This window comes from Burkholderia sp. AU39826, from assembly GCF_020419965.1.
GTDB lineage: Bacteria > Pseudomonadota > Gammaproteobacteria > Burkholderiales > Burkholderiaceae > Burkholderia > Burkholderia semiarida.
The window spans coordinates 1,041,921-1,063,574 of record NZ_JAIZQG010000001.1 but is presented as its reverse complement, the minus strand read 5'-3'; the positions used below and the strand labels follow the sequence as shown (position 1 = coordinate 1,063,574).

General features: G+C 57.9%; 19 protein-coding genes. 13 read left to right on the top strand and 6 right to left on the bottom strand.

Annotation, left to right across the window (positions count from 1 at the left end; genetic code table 11):
* Positions 1-29 precede the first annotated feature (29 nt).
* The 3 genes from LGM42_RS04695 to LGM42_RS04685 are packed head-to-tail and all read left to right on the top strand — an operon-like array spanning position 30 to position 2,646.
* Complete coding sequence (locus LGM42_RS04695; protein ID WP_099317982.1) at positions 30-734, top strand: transcriptional regulator; 705 nt, start codon at positions 30-32, stop codon at positions 732-734.
* Positions 731-1,702 (top strand): threonine/serine dehydratase, encoded by a 972-nt coding sequence (locus tag LGM42_RS04690; RefSeq protein ID WP_226231681.1) that lies wholly within the window; start codon positions 731-733, stop codon positions 1,700-1,702. The genes LGM42_RS04695 and LGM42_RS04690 overlap by 4 nt, the downstream gene beginning before the upstream one ends.
* Positions 1,699-2,646 carry an ornithine cyclodeaminase family protein gene (locus LGM42_RS04685; protein WP_060309907.1) on the top strand — a complete coding sequence of 316 codons (948 nt, stop codon included), beginning with the start codon at positions 1,699-1,701 and terminating at the stop codon, positions 2,644-2,646. The genes LGM42_RS04690 and LGM42_RS04685 overlap by 4 nt, the downstream gene beginning before the upstream one ends.
* Positions 2,647-2,802: 156 nt before the next feature.
* Here the strand turns inward: LGM42_RS04685 and LGM42_RS04680 are convergent, their stop codons facing one another.
* Positions 2,803-3,816: a nuclease-related domain-containing protein gene (locus tag LGM42_RS04680; protein ID WP_226231680.1), complete on the bottom strand. Its 1,014-nt coding sequence runs from the start codon at positions 3,814-3,816 to the stop codon at positions 2,803-2,805.
* A gap of 248 nt (positions 3,817-4,064) precedes the next feature.
* On the opposite strand from LGM42_RS04680, the gene LGM42_RS04675 reads away from it, so the two are divergent.
* The 4 genes from LGM42_RS04675 to LGM42_RS04660 all read left to right on the top strand — a co-directional run bounded on the left by LGM42_RS04675 (position 4,065) and on the right by LGM42_RS04660 (position 7,110).
* Positions 4,065-4,772, top strand: coding sequence for a hypothetical protein (locus tag LGM42_RS04675; RefSeq protein WP_226231679.1), 708 nt, complete (start codon positions 4,065-4,067; stop codon positions 4,770-4,772).
* A 9-nt stretch (positions 4,773-4,781) separates the two neighbouring features.
* Positions 4,782-5,870: an XRE family transcriptional regulator gene (locus LGM42_RS04670; protein ID WP_226231678.1), complete on the top strand. Its 1,089-nt coding sequence runs from the start codon at positions 4,782-4,784 to the stop codon at positions 5,868-5,870.
* Between the two features lie 261 nt (positions 5,871-6,131).
* On the top strand, positions 6,132-6,794 hold the full coding sequence (locus tag LGM42_RS04665) for a hypothetical protein (RefSeq protein ID WP_226231677.1): 663 nt from the start codon (positions 6,132-6,134) through the stop codon (positions 6,792-6,794).
* 10 nt (positions 6,795-6,804) lie between these two features.
* Positions 6,805-7,110 (top strand): restriction endonuclease, encoded by a 306-nt coding sequence (locus LGM42_RS04660; RefSeq protein WP_319001433.1) that lies wholly within the window; start codon positions 6,805-6,807, stop codon positions 7,108-7,110.
* A 303-nt stretch (positions 7,111-7,413) separates the two neighbouring features.
* Here LGM42_RS04660 and LGM42_RS04655 read toward each other — a convergent pair whose 3' ends face one another.
* From LGM42_RS04655 to LGM42_RS04640, 4 genes are read right to left on the bottom strand one after another with little or no spacing between them, the layout of a single operon-like run.
* Positions 7,414-7,839 (bottom strand): Mov34/MPN/PAD-1 family protein, encoded by a 426-nt coding sequence (locus LGM42_RS04655; RefSeq protein WP_226231675.1) that lies wholly within the window; start codon positions 7,837-7,839, stop codon positions 7,414-7,416.
* A 50-nt stretch (positions 7,840-7,889) separates the two neighbouring features.
* Positions 7,890-9,533, bottom strand: coding sequence for a ThiF family adenylyltransferase (locus LGM42_RS04650; RefSeq protein ID WP_226231674.1), 1,644 nt, complete (start codon positions 9,531-9,533; stop codon positions 7,890-7,892).
* Positions 9,530-10,669, bottom strand: a complete 1,140-nt coding sequence (locus tag LGM42_RS04645; RefSeq protein ID WP_226231673.1) for a CBASS cGAMP synthase — start codon at positions 10,667-10,669, stop codon at positions 9,530-9,532. The genes LGM42_RS04650 and LGM42_RS04645 overlap by 4 nt, the downstream gene beginning before the upstream one ends.
* Positions 10,663-11,676, bottom strand: a complete 1,014-nt coding sequence (locus LGM42_RS04640) for a CBASS cGAMP-activated phospholipase (RefSeq protein ID WP_226231672.1) — start codon at positions 11,674-11,676, stop codon at positions 10,663-10,665. The genes LGM42_RS04645 and LGM42_RS04640 overlap by 7 nt, the downstream gene beginning before the upstream one ends.
* An 89-nt stretch (positions 11,677-11,765) precedes the next feature.
* Between LGM42_RS04640 and LGM42_RS04635 the strand changes: the two genes are divergently transcribed.
* The 6 genes from LGM42_RS04635 to LGM42_RS04610 all read left to right on the top strand — a co-directional run bounded on the left by LGM42_RS04635 (position 11,766) and on the right by LGM42_RS04610 (position 20,998).
* The gene (locus LGM42_RS04635; RefSeq protein WP_226231671.1) at positions 11,766-12,674 is read left to right on the top strand and encodes a helix-turn-helix transcriptional regulator; all 909 of its coding nucleotides are present in this window, start codon (positions 11,766-11,768) and stop codon (positions 12,672-12,674) included.
* Between the two features lie 309 nt (positions 12,675-12,983).
* Positions 12,984-14,465, top strand: a complete 1,482-nt coding sequence (locus LGM42_RS04630; protein ID WP_226231670.1) for a DUF3375 domain-containing protein — start codon at positions 12,984-12,986, stop codon at positions 14,463-14,465.
* Positions 14,452-15,315 carry a DUF4194 domain-containing protein gene (locus tag LGM42_RS04625; protein ID WP_226231669.1) on the top strand — a complete coding sequence of 288 codons (864 nt, stop codon included), beginning with the start codon at positions 14,452-14,454 and terminating at the stop codon, positions 15,313-15,315. Before LGM42_RS04630 ends, LGM42_RS04625 begins: the two co-directional genes overlap by 14 nt.
* Before the next feature lie 6 nt (positions 15,316-15,321).
* Positions 15,322-18,771 carry an ATP-binding protein gene (locus LGM42_RS04620; protein ID WP_226231668.1) on the top strand — a complete coding sequence of 1,150 codons (3,450 nt, stop codon included), beginning with the start codon at positions 15,322-15,324 and terminating at the stop codon, positions 18,769-18,771.
* Positions 18,771-19,982, top strand: a complete 1,212-nt coding sequence (locus LGM42_RS04615; protein ID WP_226231667.1) for a Wadjet anti-phage system protein JetD domain-containing protein — start codon at positions 18,771-18,773, stop codon at positions 19,980-19,982. The genes LGM42_RS04620 and LGM42_RS04615 overlap by 1 nt, the downstream gene beginning before the upstream one ends.
* 533 nt (positions 19,983-20,515) lie before the next feature.
* Complete coding sequence (locus tag LGM42_RS04610) at positions 20,516-20,998, top strand: hypothetical protein (protein ID WP_226231666.1); 483 nt, start codon at positions 20,516-20,518, stop codon at positions 20,996-20,998.
* Positions 20,999-21,148: 150 nt separating this feature from the next.
* Here the strand turns inward: LGM42_RS04610 and LGM42_RS33165 are convergent, their stop codons facing one another.
* A complete protein-coding gene (locus LGM42_RS33165) occupies positions 21,149-21,292 on the bottom strand; it encodes a hypothetical protein (RefSeq protein WP_319001436.1) in 144 nt (47 codons plus the stop codon).
* Positions 21,293-21,654 lie beyond the last annotated feature (362 nt).

The window sequence follows — 21,654 nt, the reverse complement described above, 5'->3', positions numbered from 1 at the left end:
AGACCGGTCCGCATAGAGTCAGACGACAAATGAGCAAAACACGCGTATCAACGGCTGATGTTACGGGCAAGGCGGCCACGCGGGTACCCGCGATATCACGACAACGGCAGCGTGGATCTGGGCCGAGCCAACTTGACCCACATCGGGCGGTCGCAGACGCCATTGCGCAACTTTTCCAGCCCTACACGGAAGTAGTGCTGCATGACTTGACGACACAAACCGTTGCCTATGTCGCAAACAACCTGTCCAGGCGGGAAATTGGAGACGACTCGGCTCTTGACGAAATTGGTTTCGATGAGCAGGAGAACGTTATTGGGCCCTACGAGAAGATTGGGTGGGACGGGCGCAAGATTCGCTCCATCACTGCCATTCTCCGGACCGAGGCCGGCCACCCTATGGGAGTCATGTGTATCAACTTCCATCTAGCGCCCCTGGATCAAGCAAAACAGGCGCTCGAGCTACTGCTTTCGAGTGCAATCGTTCAGCCACAGCCGAAGGCATTGTTCAGAGATGATTGGCAAGATCGCGTCAATGTATTTCTCAACCATTGGCTGCAGGAGAGAAAGCTGACCTTATCCATGCTCACGCGTGAGCATAAGCGCGAGTTGGTCGCTGCGCTGTATGCAGAAGGGGCATTCGCCGGGAAAAGCGCCGCGAACTACGTCGCGAAGCTGCTCGCTTTGGGGCGAGCGACAATTTTCAATTATTTGAAAGAGCTGAGGGGAGAAGGGTGACAAAGGATTTGTTCGAGCGAATTATCGAAGCGCATCGCGCGATTCGTCCGCAAGTTGCGGTGACGCCACTTTCGTTCAGCCCCATGCTGTCGGAAATGACCGGCTGCCAGGTGTATCTAAAGGGCGAGCATCTTCAACACACGGGTTCATTCAAGTTCCGCGGAGCTACGAACAAGATTCGCCTGCTCGATACGCAGACGCGCGGAAATGGCGTCCTCACTGTGTCGAGTGGGAACCACGGACAGGGTGTGGCCCTCGCGGGCAAGCTGGCTGGCGTGCCTGTAACCGTATATGCGAGCAGTAGCGCCTCGGCCATCAAACTCGATGCGATTCGCGCATGGGGGGCCGAAGTTGTCACCATTGACGACACGACGCTCGCAGTCGAGCTGGAGGCGGCCCGCCAGGCCAGGCTACGGGGCATGGCCTTCATTTCCCCCTACAACGACATCGATGTTATCGCCGGGCAGGGTACGGTGGGCGTGGAGATCTGCGAGCAAGGTCGCGCCGACGGTGTAGAGCTGGCTGCTGTTTTCGCCTCGGTGGGCGGTGGCGGCCTTATCTGCGGCGTTGGGACGGCCATGAAGCAGCTTAGTCCGGATACGAACATCGTTGCGTGCTGGCCGAAGAACTCGACGGCGCTGTACAACTCATTGCAAGCTGGTGAGATTGTCGAGAGCCCGGAATTTGACACGATTTCTGATGGTACGGCCGGCGGTATCGAGCCCGGTTCCATCACGTTCGATATTGCCCAGCGCATTATCGACAGGTCGGAGCTGGTTAGCGAAGAGGAAATCAAGGCGGCCATGAAGCTGCTTGCGCAAACGGACCGCTGGATGGTGGAAGGTGCGGCGGGCGTTGCCCTTGCTTCGATGCTGAAGCTCGCCCCCATGTATCAAGGACGAGCAGTAGCCGTTGTCCTGTGTGGACGCAACATCATGCTGGACAAATTCATTGAGGCGGTGAAATGAAAGTCTGGAGCAAGGAAGAAATTCTTGCGCGCTTCAACGTTGATCGCGCAGTTCGCATGATTGAAGAAGGCCTGATCGCCTATTCACAGAAGGCGGCGCTTGTGCCGCCTGTGCAGAACTTTTACTTTGCAGCCGCCAACGGCGACTGTTGCATCAAATCCGCCTACGTTGACGGTGCCGAAACCTTCGCCGTCAAGGTCTCTTCCGGCTTTTACAATAACCCGGCGGCCGGACTACCCAGCAATAGCGGGCTTGTGATGCTTTTGTCCGCGAAGACCGGCCACCCCGTTGCACTGTTGCAAGACGGTGGCTGGCTAACCGCTGTCCGCACCGCGATTGCAGGACAGCTAGCGGCCCGTCTTCTTGCGCCCCGCAACGTCCGCGGTATCGGCATCCTTGGCACAGGTCAGCAGGCGCGCTTGCAACTGGAGTATCTGAAGCCCATCACCGCCTGCCGTGAAGTTCACGTCTGGGGACGAGATGCGGAGCAGGGTGAGTGCTTCGCATCGGATATGTCTGCGCAGGGATTCAGCGTTCATGTGCATCGGACGCCCGAACCGGTCGCGCGAAATGCAAACCTGATTGTGACGGCGACGCCCTCGCGGGCGGCACTCGTAAAGTCCGAGTGGGTCGGTGCGGGTACGCACATCACGGCGGTCGGAGCTGACAGCGCCGGCAAACAGGAACTCGACCCGGAAATTATCGCCCGGGCGGGCATGATTGTCGTGGACTCGAGAGAACAGTGCAGTAGCTATGGCGAGATTTCACATGCCCTTTCCGCAGGTCTCATCAAATCGACCGCATTACATGAGCTTGGAACATTGCTCGCGACAAATGATAGGGCCCGCGATGACTCCGACGCAGCACAAATTACCATCGCGGACTTGACGGGTGTCGCGGTGCAGGATGCACAGGTCGCAAACAGCATTGTGGCTAGCGCGTGAGCCGCATCCTGGCAGCGAAACCATTCCAGAGGGCAGGCGGTCGGCAGCCACTCTGCGTTGCCGATTTTCGTGGAAGCGATTACGCGAAAGCGCCGTTTTCGGTATTGGGTGCCGCCTCTGCGTAGTATCGGCGAGGTGACGCCACCTCGGCGCAGATTAACCGCCTCGTAGCAATCGCAGCGTTGTGCTATCTGGTACGCATCCAAGCCGGTCAATACCGGTCGGGCATGGTGGCAGCGGTCCTATACTCTCCGGTGGTGGTTCGATTTTGGTGACCGGCTGAGCGACCGGTGGTCCCGAAGCAATTGGAATTGCGGGCGCTTTCGCTGCTGTGACCGAGCGTCGATCATGGTGGCGCGGCTGCGTTCCATGTTTAATGAAGCTCCGCGTGGTTTGAGCGCTCTGCGCGGTTGCGGGGCGATGTAGGCGTGACCAGCACCACGGGCCGATAACGCTCACCGCAAGCAGGGACGCAACTGTCAGGGTAAAGCGTCGGTGCGGTCGGCGCTCCGGTCGTGCCTGGATAATCAACGTGGCCGGTGCCGGCTGGATAGATGGCGTCAGCTCGACCACGACCGGTTGAACCTCGCGTAGGGGAGGCGAGTGCGGCAGCGGCCCGCCGACAGGAACCATGCCACGGTCCGTAGCCCAAGCCCGTAACAGCGCGAGGGGCCATCGGCGGGTGTCACCCCGCTCGATAAGTGGCCAAGCTAGCAAATCCTCAAGACCGGAATCGTCGGCGATCGCGATACGGTCCGTACCGCGCGGCACCTGTGAATCGTGCGGAATGCCGCCGTCGAACAGCACTGCGCAACGCGGGTAACCGGGATCCTGACCGGCATAGCGGCGCAACGCGTCTTTCAACGCATGCATCGTATGACGTACCTGAAGGCAAGGATTTTTCCAGCGCTCGCCGGTGCGTCGTGCAGTCCAGTGTGCGTCGGTCAGGCCGCCCGCCACGGGCTGCAAGTAGTGTTTCACTTCAATGACGAGCGTCGTAACCGGCGAGCTGACGAGAATGTCGCATTCGCGCTCCTCACATCGGGCGTTGAATAGCACGATGGCGGATTCTCCACGCCGCTGCAGAATGTCGACAATCTTGGCAAGTACGCGCTGCTCGGCCGCGTTGTACGGTGCCTCTGGGTCGCCGCAGTAAACCTCGATGGTCATGCGCGATGATTTATCAGATGAAACCGCAATTGGACCATGTTGGGCAAAATGCGACAAGGCCACGTTCTAAACGGGCCGCCAGCAGAACCAGTTCGTCGCTACACGCTTCGCTGGCGGCTTCTGATTGCGCTTCCGCCTTGATGCGCTGAGGCGCATCTCGGCTCCTCTTCGGGTAAGTCGAAACTTCCGGTTTTTCTACCGCGTTATGTGGTAGGATTTCCGGAAGTTCACGGCCCTTGGAGGCGCCCTTGTCGCAAGCTCTACCTGGCATTCCCGCTCTGCCCAGTAACGCCGACAGTTTGGTCATTTCCGAGCCTGATTTGGTCGCTAAGCGCCTTTCGGAATTGCAGCCGCGCCTCGACGAAGCGTTGTTGAGGGAAGCAAACGAGCACGGCTACCGTGAGCGCGTTGAAGCGACCGAACTTCATGCGCCGACGGCGGCCGGTACGTATCACTGGAACGGCACCGTTTACGCATTGCGGTCGGCCTTGGCCGACCGCGGCTGGGTGCCCGAAAATCTCCGGAATTGCCCGTTCATTGTGTCGCCTGACAGAACGGTCGCAATTGCTGTGATGACCGGGGACCCGGATACGGGGCTCACGAAGGGCAATCCAACCAATCAGGCGCAGAAGGGCGCCGTGATCAAGCAAGCGGTCACCAACAATCAGCAGCTTGAATTGTTTAACCCGCGGTTGGTAACGGAGGATCTCGCGAATTCGAAGGAAGCAACCCAGCTTTGGGTCCTGCTCTATCACGTCGCGCTGGGCATCGACGGGAAGACGGAGCTTCGGGCGGAGCTGTCTCTGCCGTCTCGCTTTGAGCGAAAGCAGATCATCGGCTGGAAGGAGCGAATTGTTCTTGCAGCTATACGTCCGGATAGTGAACCGGTTGTCGATCAAGACGCGCCGACCGGACCGATTGATGTCCCTGTGGAGCGTCGTACCGGCACTTCATGATTCGAGAGCATGATGTTTTTTAATCCGTCGAGACTGGAATTTGCCCGCACGCGTCGTGGCTGGACGAAAGCTCGCCTTGCGAAGGAGCTTGGCCTGCAGGTGCGGTCGATTCAGGGATATGAGTCCGGCGAGTACGCACCGGAACCGGAGAAGCTCGCAATGATTTGCGACATGCTTCGGTTCCCGGCTGAGTTCTTTTCTGGAGACGATCTGCCGTCTATTGCGCCGGAATCTGCTAGTTTTCGCTCGATGTCAAAGATGTCCGCTACCTTGAGGAACACGGCACTGGGAGCGGGGGTGACGGCGCTCGTTCTGAACGATTGGATTGAGGAGCGCTTTCGTCTTCCCGAGGCAGACATCCCGGACCTGAGTGACCTGTCGCCTGAAGACGCAGCGGCGACGCTGCGCAGGATGTGGGGACTTGGAGAGGCGCCTATTGGCAATCTCATTCACCTGCTGGAATCGAAGGGAATCCGCGTCTACTCCCTTGCGATTGAGGCTCGTGAGGTCGACGCGTTCAGTGTATGGCATCGTGAGCGCCCCTTCGTGTTCTTGAACACAATTAAGTCCGCGGAGCACAGCCGATTTGACGGCGCCCATGAACTGGCCCATCTCGTTCGAGACCGCCATAGCATGCTACACGGAGAGGTGCATAGCCCTACCATGGAGCGGGAGGCGAACGCATTCGCGTCAGCGTTTCTGATGCCGAAGGCGAGTGTTCTCGCACGCAAAGCCGGGGTGCTGACAATAGATAAGCTGATTCAGCTGAAGCAGATTTGGGGCGTATCCCTGGCAGCATTGGCTTTCCGCATGAACCAGCTCGGATTGTTTTCCGAATGGGCTTATCGCAATCTCTGCATTCAGATTGCGAAGAGCGGTTACCGAGTCTCGGAACCGAATCCTATGCGTCCAGAGGTTTCGCAGGTGCTGCGTAAAGTATTTGATGCTCTGCGAGGCGATGGCATAACCCGGAGCACACTGGCGCGCGAGCTTTGCATGGCGAAAGAGGACATCGACAATCTCACTTTTGGTTTGACGTTGTCGAGTGTTTCGTCCGCGTTGGGAGGGCAAGCGCGTCGAGACAATCGTTATGCATAGTGCTTGGGTCTGTCGCTGTTTGGGCCGTGGGGAGACAGTATCGCTTGCCTTCCCGGCTTATCTGAACCTCAAGCGGTGTACGACACAGGAGCTTACTGAAGCTGAATCAGGACAAGTCGTTGGGGACGCTCGAGGCCCAGCGTTCGTCGCGACAAGACCAACAAGCACCACACCGTTTTCGGAAGAACGCATGAAAGCTACGAACGAAGCCGTTTTTCGCATCAAGATCGACGCGCCGTGTATCTTTGAGGAAGCCGTCATATGACTGGCAGCCCGGCGGACATCACTTTCCATTACCCGCCAGAGCTGTTCAGCCTCCTGGTGGACGTCATACCGCTTCTCAATCGATCGAAGCCAGATGTGTTGACGTTTTTTCGCGGCGCGGGCGTGTCCAACGACATGACCTCAGATATTGCCGCTCGCTTGAAAGCTGCGCCGAAGGACATCAACAAATATGAGATGGCTCGCGCTGTGCTTGAGCGCCTCAACACCAAGGGCGAGGCAGTTCTCCGCGAGCGCCGTGAAGTGCTCCGGCGCGTAGTTGAATTCTCCAACTTCGACGCATGCTGGGCAGGCGACCAGCTCAAGGCCAAAGGTCTCGTTGCCAGTATCCGCGAGGTTGTGAATCAGAAAGATGCCGTCACGCGCATGAACAACGCGCGCGAGGAAGAGCGTCGCGCGCGTCTCGCCGAGGCGCAACGGACTGCTGCAGAAAAGCGTGCACGCACCGAAAAGATCGAGGCCGCGAAGCAGGAGCTGTACGCGCTCTTTGGCATGTTGACCACGGCACAGGATCGCGGCAGGAAGCTTGAGGCGGCGATGAACAACCTCTTCCAGGCTTACGGGGTTCTTGTCCGCAAGGCCTTCCGTTTGGTCGGCGACGCTTGGGGAAGGAATCGTAGAGCAGATCGATGGGATTATTGAACTCGGCGGCGTGCTGTACTTCGCCGAAATGAAGTGGTACCGCCATCCGGTCGGTAAGCCCGAGATTTCGGAGCACCTGGTCCGCCTCATGTCGCGTGCTGAGGTCCGAGGAATCTTCATTTCCGCCAGTGATTACACGGAACCCGCGATTCACACCGTGCGCGAGTTCCTGCAACACAAGGTCTTGGTCCTTTCGACGCTTCAGGAGATCGTGCGACTTCTCGAACGACAGGATGACCTCGAGGAGTTCTTGTCGAAGAAAGTTCAAGTCGCCCAGATACACAAGAATCCCTACTTCCAACCGTATGGCGGGTAGCCGCGAGGCACATCATCGCAACGAACCCGGGCATTACATCGATGAACCGAGGAGACCTGCAGGCCAGATAACTGCAGGTTTCGGCGGGGTTGCTGACCGCATCGGGCCTGTTCTGAGCTGCGGTGGACTAGACTAAACCTGACAGTGGTCGGGCTTTTCGCCTGGCCGCTCACTGCACGCGTGCTGCCTCATGACGGCGTCGCGATACACGAAGGTCACGACCTTGTTCCGTCCGGTTTCCTGCAGCGTCGAAGCCGAGACGATGATGTCTACCGTCAGTGGTTACTGTGCCAGGAGGCGTTCTCACGAACGCTTGCTATCACATTCTGGTTGCAGGATCGTGGGTGGAGAATTCTGGCGCAGGACCGCAACGTAAAGACGAGTGATTCCGACGATAACGCCGAGCATGGCGGCATTGTTCGCGTTACGCGATGGGAGCTGACTCCATTGATTAATATCGACGAGTGACGGGGAAGGCACGGTTTCTGGATGTGTATGCCATTCTCCGATATACCCAACTGTACCGTGACTGCTCTTCCATAATTCAACGGCCTTTTCCTGGTGGCCGTGGTTTTCGCGAACGAATGAAACACGAGTGCGATGATCCGTTAATACCGGCTCAGTAGCGTGCGTAATTTCGAAGTGGTTTCCGCGCCGGTGTCCGAGGAGAATCCCTCCGGCCTCTGGTTGATATCGGTCCTGGCGAAAAGCGAAGAGAGTGTCGGTCACGGTATCGGAGAATAGGACCAGGATTCGCTTATCAGGTGTCGCCCACGAACTCATGATTTGCATGCAGGACAAGATGACCTGCGTTCAGGATCTGTATCGTCGTGTCCTTTCTTATATTGACTGTCAAGGACGCATGTTCGCAGGCGAGAGGCCGGTGTGCCACGTACCCAATCGAGCATCATTTCAGTTCCAAGGCAGGCCGCGTGCATCGATGCCGTGGCGGGGAAAGGGACATAGAGGCTTTCGCACCCATGGCCGGCGAGGCGCAGTGGGACTTCGCCTTCAACAACCGGATACAGAGCAGTTCTATCATCGGCCTTGAGACATCGGACGCAGGCTGCGCTATCGGAGTCACGTAACAGCCCGCGAATGGCCGTGCCTGGTCCTTCGATCCACACAGTAAGTGATGGCCTGAAATGCTGGCCCGATAGCCGTTGAACGAGCAGGTGTCCCAGTGCTTCTTCGCCCGTTGCATCGATGACGAATTCCGCATTAAGCAGGTTGACTTGAAGTACGTCTGCGGGCAGCGGTCGGAAATTGGCACCAGGAGCGCCACGCTTCAATTCGTCAGCCAGAGCTGTCGCCTTGTTGTGAAGAACATGATTCATCCCGAGGCGGTGACGACCAATGTTTTGAGGGAAGAGAACGTCGTAGTCGACAAGTGCGAGTTCACCTCCTCCGGTACCGGCGCCGGCCTTGACCAGGCACTCCGCGAGATAACCACCAATGGTTCCGCAGCCGACCAGCATGATGCGCTTGCCGGCAAGCGTCTGTTGTTCTGGAATGTTGCGCTGGGCGATATATGCATCGTCCATTCGCAAGCAATATAGCGAGATGATCTTGCTCGCGTAAACAACTTCGAGCGAAGATGAGCGAGTCCGTTTGTCCCGCGCCTGGCGATCATACACCACGATGAAGGCGTACTTGAACTTCGGAGACTCAACTACGCATAAAACGCTGTTCGCGCGCGTCCTGGCTTCGGCATGAATCGCTTGCTCAAGCTTTTTGCGCGTCTTTGTGTGGAGCGCCGATTGCCAACGCAGCAATTCTGCGACTGTCCGCGGAGGCCACTGATCTTGGAGTGGGCGAGGGTGGGCGGGGGTGATGACGCGACGGACGGCTACAGTATGCTTGTCGTCGATAGATGCACCGATGGTCTTGAGCTTTTCGACTGTTGCGGTGGGATCGTCAGTCACAGCAACGAACGGACGGGTGCTGTCAGGGGAATTGAGCAGAATGGCGTGCAAAGGTCGAGTCGGATTGGCCCCGAAATCGAGCAGGCAGTGGCCTGCCACAGGCCAGTATGCAAAAAACTCTTCTTCAAGATCCGTTGTCGGCTCGCCGCGAAGGATCTGCCCGAGCACATGCTCGGCCCGTTCGATGCACGCCAGCACCTGACCATCTGGGTCAAAAACGTCAAGCGTAATCGAACCCGCTGCGGCATAGCAAAGGAACCCGCCGCCGATAATGTGCGGTGAGACAGGTTTCAGCCGTTGCGGAACCGGTGTCAGGTGAATCTGCGGTAACCGTTGACAGAGCGGGTCGACAGACAGTTTCACCGGATATGCGACGCCGTCTACATGTAGCGCCCCCTCGAACAGGTACCACCTGTCCGGCGTACGCCCTTTGTAGAGAAAGCCGCGTTGTGCGAGCGCGCGGGATATGCGCGCACCACTCGTGTCATCGGCGTTCATCCGGCCTGGCTCCTGCCCACAAGCGGCGACGCCACCGCGCTGACGGGTGTCGCAAGCACGGTTGCCGCGACAGAGGCAACCTTAACCCGCGACGGTGCGTTCGGGAATCTTGGGCCGAATTGTTGAGTCATCCAGGCGCATGCCTGGTTGGAACTGCTGGAACCCAGTGCACCGCGAAGGAACGTCTCGAAGAGTTCGATTTTACCGGCGGCTTCTTCGACTCCGTCGCGACCCAGGCGGTCCGTCAGCGACTCGCCCGCGTCGACAGGATTCGATACGCCGTCGCGCAGCACGGAAGGGAGCTTCTCGACCAGGTCCAGCAGCGCGAGATCATCCCGGCGATCGCGCGAGTCGAACACCGGGGCCGAAGCAGCCATCAATAGGATGGACGATGGTCCGCCGGATACCCACTGCCAGTCGCGGAACGCCTTGAGATACCGGACGGTTCGTCGGAACTGTTCGCCGTGTCGTTCCACTTCATCAAGAAACCAGTCCTTCACCGGGCGGGGGTCAGACTTCGCCCAGTTGTCTTCGCGGTGAGCCAGGATCACGTGATCACGAGGCAACGCGGTCCACGCGTCGCGCTCGGCTGCCGAAACGGCTGAGTCGAGGGCGATGTATCCATACTGGCTGAGCGCGGCCTTTTGAAGTTTATCGAACTCGTCGTCCGGAATCGCATACAGCGGGATGTCGACGTGTGCGAAAGCCGAGATTTCGATCCGGATGCAGGTTGGTTTGTCGGTGATGAGTTTCCAGCCACGTGCCCAAACGAGCGGGCGCAAGGCTTCTTCTGCTGCAGCGAAGAAGATCGCGCTGGCGACACTCGGCTTGTCCGTTTGCGAAACGAAACTGAGGGGTAGATACGCTCCGTCGTCAACGTCGGCTTGCTGCGGGTGCTGGGCGGGTGCGTTGAGCGTCTTGTATGCCCAAGAGCCCTGCGTGAAGAAGCGCGGCCGCACCGTCGGGCCGGCGTAGCCATGCTTGCGCAGTACCTGCATCAAATTTTCCCGCAGGCAAATCCGCACTGCGGACTTCGCTTCCGCGATGAAGGATCGCTCCTGAAGCGTCAGATCGATGTTCGACAGGAGCGTCGAATCCTCGACGGTCGAATGGAACAGTGAACTTAGATTCAACACGATACGGCTCCTGCGGTTTTGTTAGCCCCGTGGTAGAACATGGGTGGTGTTGCCAAGTGATTTCGGAACGCTTCGAGTGCCGGGTCGCCGAGTGCACGTTGGGCGGCATGCGCCCCTCGTTCCCGGAGAACATGAGTTGCCCCCGCTGTAACGACATCAAGTTTTTCGATGTCCCGGCTCTGGTCTGGCGTGGCGTTATCGTCTATCCGGAAGTAGTTGCTTCCGAGAACATGGGTCAACATGTCGTGGACTGCGATTTCCTGAGCCGAAATGACAAGATCGAAAATCCTGGCACCCCACAGGAATATCCCTCGATCGAGGCGCGCAGAACCGCGCACTGTGGCGCCGCGCGTCATCGTTCCGATGGAGAGAACCCTGACCGGAACGTTGTCGTCGACGCGAAGTAGCTGTCGCGCCTCGTGCAGTCCGACGAAGCCAGGCGAGTTGGCGACGAGGCCGCCATCCGCGAATACCCCAACGCCGTCGATTCGGTGCAGCGGAAAGTATGTCGGGGCCGCCGCGGTTGCCAGCCCGACGTCGACGAGGCTGCGTTGGTGATCGGCTTCGTACTTGGGTAGATGCGGTGTCTTGAAGAACTGACCGCCCCCCTTGCTGTAGTTGACCGCAGGGATCAACACCCGGTGTCGAAGGTCGCCGATCGTCTTCGTTCCAAGTTTTTCGGTGAGGACGTCTCGAAGTCCAGCCGGGGAGTGCCGGGCTATCACCCATTTTCCGATGCTGCGGCGCAGCAGACCTCGGGAATCGAAGATTCGTTTGCCGTCTCGCAGGAACATCGTCTCCAATTCTTCGGCCGGAATTTCTGCAGCCAAGCCTACCGCGAGCAATCCCCCGGCAGAAGTCCCGCAAATGAGGTCGAAGTGTCTGGCAAGCGGTAGTCCAAACGACTGTTCGAGTCGTCGCAGGATCGTAGCTGTATACAGGCCGCGGTAGCCCCCGCCTGACAGGGCTAGGATGTGGAACGGCGTCGGGTTCTGCTGATCGTCCATGCGCAGCCTACAATGGATATGTGCGTAGCTTTATTATACGCATAATTTTTAGATTCGTATAATTTCTATATTTGTGGCACACTCGGGACATGAACAGGAAACCGGAAACGAACGCCACGCCTGGCAGTGGTGAGCCAAAAACAGGGTCACGTTGGGGACAGGAGCGCAGGCTCGAGTTCATCGACTTTCGGCTGCAATGGGAAGGGCGTCTGAATCGCGGCGATCTCACCGACTTTTTTGGCATATCCATCCCTCAGGCATCACTGGACATTTCGAGGTATCAGTCGATATGTCCCCAAAATATGGAGTACGATCGCAGCACAAAGATGTATGTGGCGATGCCGGACTTCAAACCGGTCTTTCCGGTGAGCCACCCATCGCGTTATCTGAATGAACTGCTGGCGACTGCCACAGGGGTGCTGCCGAGGGATGCGACTTTTGTCGGATGGTGGCCGTCCGTAGCGGTCGTGCCAGTACCAACCCGGATTCTTGACGTCAATGTGCTGACTGCCGTGCTCAGGGCAATTCGGGAACGCCAGGGTCTGCGAATTCAATATCAGTCGATGTCGCGCCCCGACGCTATCAGTAGAGTCATTACGCCCCATGCGATTGCCTTCGACGGCTTCCGTTGGCACGTGAGGGCATATTGCCATATCCGGGAGTTATTCCTCGACTTTGTGATCGCTCGCATTTTGCGCGTTGAAACTACGGAGCAGCCTGGTCCTGGGCAGGAAGAGGACCACGAATGGAATACGGTCGTCACGTTGGAAATTATTGCTAACCCCGAGCTTGGCGAGCAGCGTCGGCGTGTTGTCGAACTGGACTATGGTATGGAAGACGGTCAAATCGATCTGCGTTGCAGGCAATCACTCCTTTTCTATACTCTGAGGCAGCTCGGATTGGATGACGCCAACGGAAGGCGCCCAGAAGTGCAGCAGATAACTCTCAAGAATCGTGCTGCGGTCGACGGGTTTCGGAAGCCACGAGCAAGCGAATAGGCGTAGCCGCCACCTTCCCGGCAACAGTTTGATGGATCTGTATGACGTCACCAATGGCGACAAAGATCCGTTTGCCAGCAGGCCGATGGAAGTTTGCGCCGCTCGCTGGAGGAGCGATGAACTGAGGCTGGCGGGGGCTTCGTTTCGACATACGTGGCGTGACAGGTCCGCCGCAGTCATCATCGCTGTTGACGGAGCAACGAATAAATGACGGGGAAATTCACCTATAGATGAAGGAGCTGTTCTGCGCGGCCCGGAACGATAGCCGGAGTATTGACCTGAGAAGGTTGAGCTGAAGACGAGAGCGACATGAAAACAGCACTAGCGCTGCATGAACTGAAGGCAATGCGAGAGAAACCGATGTGGATGCTGCTCGGCTCCCATCAGGCGCCTTTAACCATGGCGTTATTGCAATCGCTGTTTTCCGAAAGCTCGACGCAGTTGGGTTCGGCGAGTCTAATGGAGAAGCTCTCGATCGAGTTGGACGGATTGCGTGCACGCGGGGAGGATATTGATAAGACGCCGCAGATTCTGGTTGCCGAGTGGGTGCAGGCCAAATGGCTGGCTCGCAGTTTTCCAGAAGGGGCCAGCGAAGAGCTATACGAGCTGTCGGCTGACGTAGTGCCGGCACTGCAGCTGGTCAGGGGACAGCTTGAGCCGAGACAGACGGCCACGGAAAGCGGTCTGGCGGTCGTTATCGATTCTGTGCTTCGCCTGGCTTCCGACACCGACCCGGATCCGGCGTCTCGCCTGACGGCTCTCCATGAGGAGTCCAGACGTATTACCGAGGAAATCCGGCATGTCATGAAGCATGGTGTGTCGCCTCTGGATCCCGCTCGTGCCAGCGAACGCGGGCGTCATATCGTTGCGATGACTGAGGCGATTGCAGTCGATTTCAGGCGGGTGCGTGAAGCATTTGAGCGCCTCAATCGCGATTTGCGCCGTCAACTGGTGGAGCATGATGGATCGCGCGGGGAGGTATTGGAGAAGGTCTTCCTCGGGAGCGACGTGATTGCGGAAAGCGACGAAGGTAAATCTTTTCTCGCGTTTTGGCGTTTGCTGACCGACCCTTCGCAATTTGAAGGGCTAAAGGCAGCGCTGGAAGCGCTGGAGTCGCGACCATTTATCCGCTCACTGGGCCTCGATGAACGTCGGCGGCTTTTCCGCGTGACGGAGACGCTGCTGGTCGAAGGTGGGATGGTTCAGGACGTCATGGCGACGCTGAGCCGTAGTCTGAAAATCTTTGTGCAAAGTCGGGAGTTCCAGGAGCAGCGCAGGATTCAGCGTCTGATCCGCAGCGCGATTGCGGAGTCACTGGCACTGAAGGACCAACTGACCAATGGGCGGACTCTCGATTTCACCCTGACGTTATCGACCAGCAGCTTGCGTTCGGTAGCGCAACTGGTACTCGCCGACCCACAGGAGCGCCCCGGAGAAACTTCGGTTGGCGAGGCCGAGGCGCCGGAAATCGACCTCGAGGTCATGCGTGAGATGATCGACAACGCGGATATCGACATTCCGCTGCTCAAGCAGAACGTCCGGTCCGCACTAGGCGAGCGCAATCAGGTGAGCGTTGGAGAGTTGACCCGTATGTTCAAGGTCACCCAGGGACTTGCATCGATAGTTGGCTATATGTCGCTCGGTCAGAGATACGGTATCGTGCTCCAGAACAGCGAGCGCGAATTCCATCCATGGGAAAGGGTGTCGTGGGCAGGGCAAGATGACGTCGTGCGCCACGCGCGGATTGCACAAATACTGTTTACGAGGGACTGCCTGAATGACCTCGATTAGCAAACGCCATAGCCGTCAACCCGCCTTCCGGCGGATGGGCGGCGGGACCGAATTTCGGACAGATATCGCGGACGTGATAGACGACGCGCCGGAAGTGAGTGACCTCGACGGGCGCGAGGAGTTGCTTGATGAAAGGGACGACGAGCCCAATCGTCCAGTTGACGGCGGCCAGGAGAAGGCGCTCTTCGAAGGCGACTCGTCGACGTTACCGTATGACGTGCGCCGGGCGTACGCGCTGTTGCTTCGTGGCCCCTCAATAGACGAACGTCACAGCAGACTCTGGCCGGTCCTGATCGACCACGAGCTGCGATTGCGACAGTTGCTGCATGCGGCTTTCCTCGATCTCGTCATCGATCGGGAGCAAAAAATCGCATTTGCACGCCCGGTCTATGCGCCGGAACTCGACGTGCCGCAGCTTCTACGGGAAGTCCGGCTTACCTTCGTCGATTCCGCTCTGGTGCTTTTCCTGAGGATGGAGCTGACACTGGCTGAAGCCGAAGGCCGCCGTGCAACGATTTCCCGGTCCGAAATGGTCGATCACCTGAAAGCATACGAAGCTAGCGATAATGTTGACCGGGCCCGCTTTAGCCGGCAGGTCGAGGCAGCGATTGAAAAGGCCAAGAAGTACAACTTCCTTCGCCTGATTCGCAATAGTGGAGACCGCTTCGAGGTGTCGCCAGCGCTCAAGTTGGTGTTCTCACATGAGCAGATAAGTGAACTGTCGCTAACCTATCGACGTATCAGGGAACAGGCGGACGGGACACTTACAGTAGATGACGATGCGGGGAGCTTGTCGAGCGTCGATGAGCCGGATGAATTTGACGAAGACAGTGTGATGGACCGGGAGTGACCGAACGTGGAGACAGCCCAGCTATTCGAGGATTCGGAATTGTCGTCGGCAGCGGCAGACGGAGCAGTACGTAGGGAAGATGAGCCTCGCCCGACATGGAGCGATCGTGATCTCGAAGAAGCGGAGCAACAGCAGTTCAGGCTGCGGCAAATGCAGGTCATGAACTGGGGGACGTTCAGCAAGCTCCACGTATTCGATATCTCACCGCGCGGACACTTGCTCGTTGGGCCGTCTGGATCTGGCAAGTCGACCATTCTCGACGCGCATTCGGCGTTGATGGCGCCACCGAATTCGGAATTCAATGCTGCCGCTCGGGGGAACGATAAAGTCACCCGCGATCGGACCATGGTCACTTATGTGCGTGGGGCTTGGGCTACGCAGGAATCGGAGGAAGGGACCATCGCGGCGCAGTACCTGCGGCCCGATACCACCCTTAGCGCGGTCGCTGAAATGTATGCAAATGCGCAGGGACAGATGCTGACGCTGGTTGGCATGTGGTGGATCAAGGGTAAATCGACACTCGCAAAGGACGTGCGACACTGTTTCTTCGTGATTGAACGGGCTTTCAGTCTCAAGGAGCTGTCGTTCTTCATGCAGGCAGACTACAACCTGCGCTCGTTTGCCAAGCATCTTCCTGAAGTCAAACCTTTCGATACGCACGCGTCCTTCCGTGAACGTTTCAAGGCGCGCCTCGGTATCGATCACGACCTGGCGTTGCGACTGCTTCACAGGACGCAGTCGTCGAAGAATCTGGGCGATATCAATGCGTTTATGCGTGACAATATGCTGGACGAGCCTCAGACGTTCGGTCTCGCCAAAGCGCTCTGCGACGACTTCAACACGCTGGCAGCTGCCCACCAGGACGTCGTGGAGGCTCGTAAGCAGCGGGATCTGCTGAATCTCGCACGTTCGCATCATGAGCTGTATCGGGCGCACCACGCGGAGGTCGCCAGGGTCGACGAACTGCTGACGCAACTTGACCATCACCGAGAATATCTGCAATACACGTTGCGTGGCAGGCGCGTGGACGAGTTGAAGATCGTGCTCGAAGGGCTGCGTCAGAGCGTCGATGCATTGGCCCGGAAGGCGAATGACGAGCAGACCGAACTCCAGCGATTGATGACGCAGCGTGCCGGCATGAACGACGGAAATGTCGCAGGGCTACAGTCCCAACTGCTCACGAAGGAAACGCAACTGAAGCAGGTTCGCCGAGCGCGTGCACGGGTGTCAGTCTGGCTCCAGACGCTCGGGTGGCCTGAGCCGCAAGATGCAGGTCATCTTGGCGAATGTGTCGGCCGCGCTGGAGTGCTGCGGGATCGTGGTCCTCGCGAAGAAGCCGAGGTGAAGGCCGAGGAACTTCGCCAGAAGAGATTTGAGGCGGAACGACAGCTTAAGGAACTGCTTGCTGATGCGGCATCGCTTGAACAGAGAAAATCGAACTTGCCACGTGAACTGGTCAATGTCCGCGACCAGATTGCACTCGCCCTGAATCTGGATCCCGCCTCACTTCCGTTCGGCGGTGAACTGCTCGACATACCCGAGAAATTCAGGCAGTGGCAAGGTGCTCTGGAGCGTTTGCTGGCTCCGCTTACCCGCTCGTTTCTCGTGCCAGAGGAACACTATCCGGGAGTTGTGAACTGGCTCGAGTCGAATCACACGGGACAGCATGTGCTTTACCTGCGTATGCGCCCGCATCAGAAACGTTTCAATAATGGCCCGAAGGCCCCCGGCAGGATGCTGGATTCGTCTGCGGACGAATACGGCGGTTGGCTGCGCAACGAGATAGCAGCACATTACGGCGAGTTTGTGTGCGCAGAAGCGACTGAAGAGTTTCGTAATTCGCCACGCGCCATTAGCCTGCACGGCCAGATCAAGCGGGGCGGTGCGCGGCACGAAAAAAATGACCGTAACCGCCTTGATGAACGCCGGCACTGGGTTATCGGTTTCTCCAACGAGCAGAAAAAACTTGAGCTCCTCGATGAAATCCACGCACAGCAGAAGATTGAACGAGAAGCCAGTCGGGAGCTAGCCGAACTCCAGGCGACGCAGAACAAGGAACGGGAGAAGCTGAACGCAGCGGCGGAATTGACGCAGGTGGTCTGGGAGGACATCGACGACGTCTCCGTGGCCGACGAGGTGCAGCGTTTGCTGAACCAGATAGAGGAGGCGCAACGTTCACACCCTGAGATCCAGGAACTCGATGGGCGAATCAAGGTGCAGGGGACAAGGGCCTCCCAGGCGGGTGGCGCGCATGAAACCGAAAAGGAAAAATGCGCTGACACTGAACAGCAGATCAGCGGATTGATCCGAGATCTGGAGAACACACGCGACGATGTGCGTAGACCGCCCGTAGATGGGGATGAGCTCCAGTCATTGTTTGGGCACCTGGACGACCTGACGCTGGAAAATCTGGAGCCGCGACGCGTGTCTGCGCGCAGTGAACTGAAGGATAGAAGGAGCGACGCCGATAAGGCTCAAGCGAACGACCGGAGCCTGCTTGAGGAAGTTCTCCGTGCGTTTCAGCGTGAACACAGGATGGCGGCAGCGGATATGGGAGCTTCACTGGACGATTGGCCCGACTATGCCAGGCTGCTAGCCAGGATCGAGGAGGACGATCTGCCCCGCTTCGAGGAACGGTTTTTCAGGCTGCTCAACGAGCAGAGCGATCGCCATCTGGCCAGACTGCGGCAGCGCCTCATTACCGAGAAGGATGAGATACGTGGGCGCATGAATATTGTAAACGACGCCCTGTCACAGTCGGAGTTCAACGCTGGCACATATCTGGTTCTGGAGAACCGGCCTCGAACGCTGCCGGATGTGACCGCGTTTCTGGCCGAGCTCAAGAGCTGCCTCGAGCGCAATATCAGGCCGGAGGCGACCCGCGAAGAGCGCGAGGAGCAGTTTAAGGCGCTCAATACAATCGTCCAGCGGTTGCATAGCGACAAGCCGGAGGACGAACGCTGGAAAGCACTCGTGCTCGATGTACGGCAGCACGTCGAATTTGTGGCGAAAGAATTCGGTGCTGATGGCCGTGTGCGCGACATTTTTCAGTCCGGCGCCGGCAAGTCTGGTGGACAGCGACAAAAGCTGGCTGCGACATGCCTCGCGGCGGCATTGCGCTATCAGCTCGCGGGAACGCAGAGACCGCTGCCGCAGTTTTGCACGGTGTTGATGGACGAGGCGTTCGACAAAGCCGATAGCGAGTTCACGGCAATGACGCTGAATATCTTCAATACATTCGGATTCCAGATGCTGATGGCTACGCCGATGAAGGCAGTAAGAACTCTCGAGCCATTCATCGGTGGTGCGCACGTTTTTAGCAACAAGTTGCGCAACAGTTCTGGAGCGGTGGCGATCGAGTACGACATGGCGCATCGGAGACTGGTCGGTCTCGGCCACCAACGGCCCGAAGAAAAAGGTAACGTCGATGATGAAATACCTCAGAGCGACGACTAATGCCACTGAATGAACTCGGCGGCGCATTGCTGCCTGACGATCTCGCAGTTGCATGCCGGCGCCAGATGGAGCGTAATCAGGCCGACTGGCTGGCGCAGCCATCGGAGGGCTCGTGGCCGTTATCGGTTGCACTGCGAGGCCCGTCGGACAGGCACGCGGCCAACGCGCCAGGGGCCATGCGAGCTTGGCTTGGTGCTTGGAATGATTTCGACAGGATTTCCAGGGATAAGGGGCGAAGGGCTGCAGCAGTGTGGCGATCCGTGAACTGGCGGACCATGGGTAACGTCACCATACCGGAAAAGGTGTTGTTCGAAGATGCGCAGGCTGTGGCGGATTGTGCAGGACTGCGCCGGCATTGGGATACCCTTCATGCGCGATGGCAGAGGATAGGCGGGCGATATCCGGTCTTGGCCGGTCAGCGCGATTGCACGACTGCCATCATAAGAACCGCGGACTGGCCTGACGATGATTTCCGGCGACTGATGGAATTGCTGGCCTGGTGCAGGCAAAACCCGGCGAGCGGACTCTATCTGCGTCAATTGCCACTGGTAGACATAGATACAAAATGGGTTGAGGGACGGCGTGGCGTTGTGGAACCGCTGCTTCGAATCCTTATGGGCAAGGAAGGTGATATTCGTGAAGTCATGGGGCTGAGGCGTTCACCCAATACGGTACGGATGAGACTGCTCGATGCCGACCTCCGCGAGCAACTGCTGGGCATGGAAGATCTTCAGATCTCCGTAGGCCAGTGGAACTACGTGTTTCGGTACCCGCCAAGGCGACTACTGATTGTCGAGAACCTCGAGAGCGGGCTGGCGCTTCCGGATATCGACGGGGTGGCGGTTGTGATGGCGCTTGGGAACAACGTGACTGCTCTACGAGGAATAGAATGGGTGCCCGCTGCGGATATTCTCTACTGGGGCGACGTCGATACATGGGGATTGCATATTCTGTCCCGAGCTCGCGGCATCTTCCCACATCTGAGGTCGGTTCTCATGACGGAGGAGGTCGTCGAGTCGCATCGACATCTCCTGACCGACGAGCCGACTCAGGACAAGCGGCCTGCCGTGAATCTCACGGAGGATGAGGCGCAACTACTGTCCGATCTTCAAACCGGACGATGGGGCGAACGCCGTCGTCTGGAACAGGAGCGAATACACTGGCCAATGGTAACTGAGGAGATTCGCCGTCAATGGGCTTATTCTGGATGAACGCGCGCGAAGTCGGTCGTTTCGGCAGTGATTCCGCTGATGTGGGTACCCCTATCCGCATCTGGGAATCTCGCAGTCATCTGGCTGGAGACGATTTCGCTCCTCATATTTGTAGGCCATGCAGCTCAAGTACTGCGTGCGCGCCGCATATTTGTAAGCCACGAGTGGATCGGACTTGCCGTGCGATGGGACCCTTTTAGTCTGACCTCAAGCGCGGTGGGAGCGCACGAGGTTACTTACATCCATTGGTTCTGATGGGGCTGAGGCCGAGAACAGGCTTATTTGGCGGCTAGTTATTTTTATACCAAAAACGTCCTTAGTTTATCGCTTGTTTTTTCCATTCGAGGAAACTCCATCTATTTAGGGGGCGTTTTTTATCGCGTTATTCGCCTCAGTCAACACTATACGTCCTATGCCCGATTTGACAAATCGAGGCGATAACTCTGCGCGATCTCCCTTCGCAGCAGCGAGACTGGACTATGCGGATGAACAATTGGCGATTGAGCGGAATCCGCACATTAATGGAGTGCATCATGGGTGTTTTGTTTTGGGCTGGCAGAGGGCTGACGAAGCTTGATGAAGCCGCGTTAAAGGAGTTTAAGGGCCGTGATTACGTGTCGGAGGACCTGATGGTCGTGGAAGGCAATCCGGAAGTCCCGCAACTGGCTGAAGGCGTTGAGGTTGGTGCCACCTACCGGCTTGCTGAAGTCTTCTTCTTCTCATTTCCTCACTGGCGCGTTTGCCGTGACTGGGTCATAAAATTGGCAGCCATGGTCGGCTGCACTAACGAACTCCTGAATACAGGTGGTACCGTCGCTTTCAGAGATTTCTTCATGTGGATGCAAGAGGGAACGGTTGGCCCGAAGGCTTCGGCGAAGCTGGCGGCGGAGTTTGTGGAATGGGATGAGCGCGCGAAGACGTTCGCGGACCAGGAATTCTATGAAATCTTCACGGACATGGCGGCAATGTTCGCCTGGGGGGCGGAGGATGGTTTGATTTCCCTTCATAGCGCGTGACGATCGCGCGAACAGCATATCGCTTCGCAAGGGAAGAGCACGGGCCAGGTAGGCACCTTACGAGCGGCAACCCAGACAAACTCGCACGCCCTCAATAGCGAAGTTGAAAACTGTCGAGCGCGGCACGATGCCACGCTCGCTTTTTTCGATCTAGAGTTCAGAAGCGAACCAGACTCCCGGCAACGCCGCAGCCGAAACAGCGAGGTCAACGTCCAGCGGGTAGTGCCTGAGCAGGCGTTCCGCGACTGATTGAACGTTGCCGTGGCAATCTACATGGTTGGCGGAAGCAAGCATCTGCAGGAACTCGCGCGTGTCAGTGACCGCCTTCGTGCGTTCATATGGAGTTGTCATCCTCGGCCCCGGTAAGCAGTTGCCCGGTGACGTCAGCGTATACCGTCACAGAATTAAGCTCGCACCAGCGCTTCCATACGTAATCCGCGTTCGCTGACCGGCCGGGCGCCCCGATGAGCTGATAGATGCGGCCGGAGCGCGTCTCGCCACGTAAGCTTTGAGGGTCGAACGTAACGACCTCGGAGCTGACGCGTCCTGTGCGGTCTCGATTGTCGGCGCCGACAAAATGTCGAGTCCCGCCTGCTGTCTCCAAGATTCTCCAGCGCGATAGCGAGACCCCCGGCTCGTCAATTACGGGAGCGATT

What these genes read in the sequence shown, in the direction of transcription:
- LGM42_RS04670 (WP_226231678.1), top strand. Translation starts at nt 4,782, where the DNA reads ATGATGTTTTTTAATCCGTCGAGACTGGAATTTGCCCGCACGCGTCGT.
- LGM42_RS04650 (WP_226231674.1), bottom strand. Translation starts at nt 9,533, where the DNA reads ATGAACGCCGATGACACGAGTGGTGCGCGCATATCCCGCGCGCTCGCA.
- LGM42_RS04665 (WP_226231677.1), top strand. Translation starts at nt 6,132, where the DNA reads ATGACTGGCAGCCCGGCGGACATCACTTTCCATTACCCGCCAGAGCTG.
- LGM42_RS04685 (WP_060309907.1), top strand. Translation starts at nt 1,699, where the DNA reads ATGAAAGTCTGGAGCAAGGAAGAAATTCTTGCGCGCTTCAACGTTGAT.
- LGM42_RS04615 (WP_226231667.1), top strand. Translation starts at nt 18,771, where the DNA reads ATGCCACTGAATGAACTCGGCGGCGCATTGCTGCCTGACGATCTCGCA.
- LGM42_RS04640 (WP_226231672.1), bottom strand. Translation starts at nt 11,676, where the DNA reads ATGGACGATCAGCAGAACCCGACGCCGTTCCACATCCTAGCCCTGTCA.
- LGM42_RS04625 (WP_226231669.1), top strand. Translation starts at nt 14,452, where the DNA reads ATGACCTCGATTAGCAAACGCCATAGCCGTCAACCCGCCTTCCGGCGG.
- LGM42_RS04630 (WP_226231670.1), top strand. Translation starts at nt 12,984, where the DNA reads ATGAAAACAGCACTAGCGCTGCATGAACTGAAGGCAATGCGAGAGAAA.
- LGM42_RS04635 (WP_226231671.1), top strand. Translation starts at nt 11,766, where the DNA reads ATGAACAGGAAACCGGAAACGAACGCCACGCCTGGCAGTGGTGAGCCA.
- LGM42_RS33165 (WP_319001436.1), bottom strand. Translation starts at nt 21,292, where the DNA reads ATGCTTGCTTCCGCCAACCATGTAGATTGCCACGGCAACGTTCAATCA.
- LGM42_RS04610 (WP_226231666.1), top strand. Translation starts at nt 20,516, where the DNA reads ATGGGTGTTTTGTTTTGGGCTGGCAGAGGGCTGACGAAGCTTGATGAA.
- LGM42_RS04695 (WP_099317982.1), top strand. Translation starts at nt 30, where the DNA reads ATGAGCAAAACACGCGTATCAACGGCTGATGTTACGGGCAAGGCGGCC.
- LGM42_RS04680 (WP_226231680.1), bottom strand. Translation starts at nt 3,816, where the DNA reads ATGACCATCGAGGTTTACTGCGGCGACCCAGAGGCACCGTACAACGCG.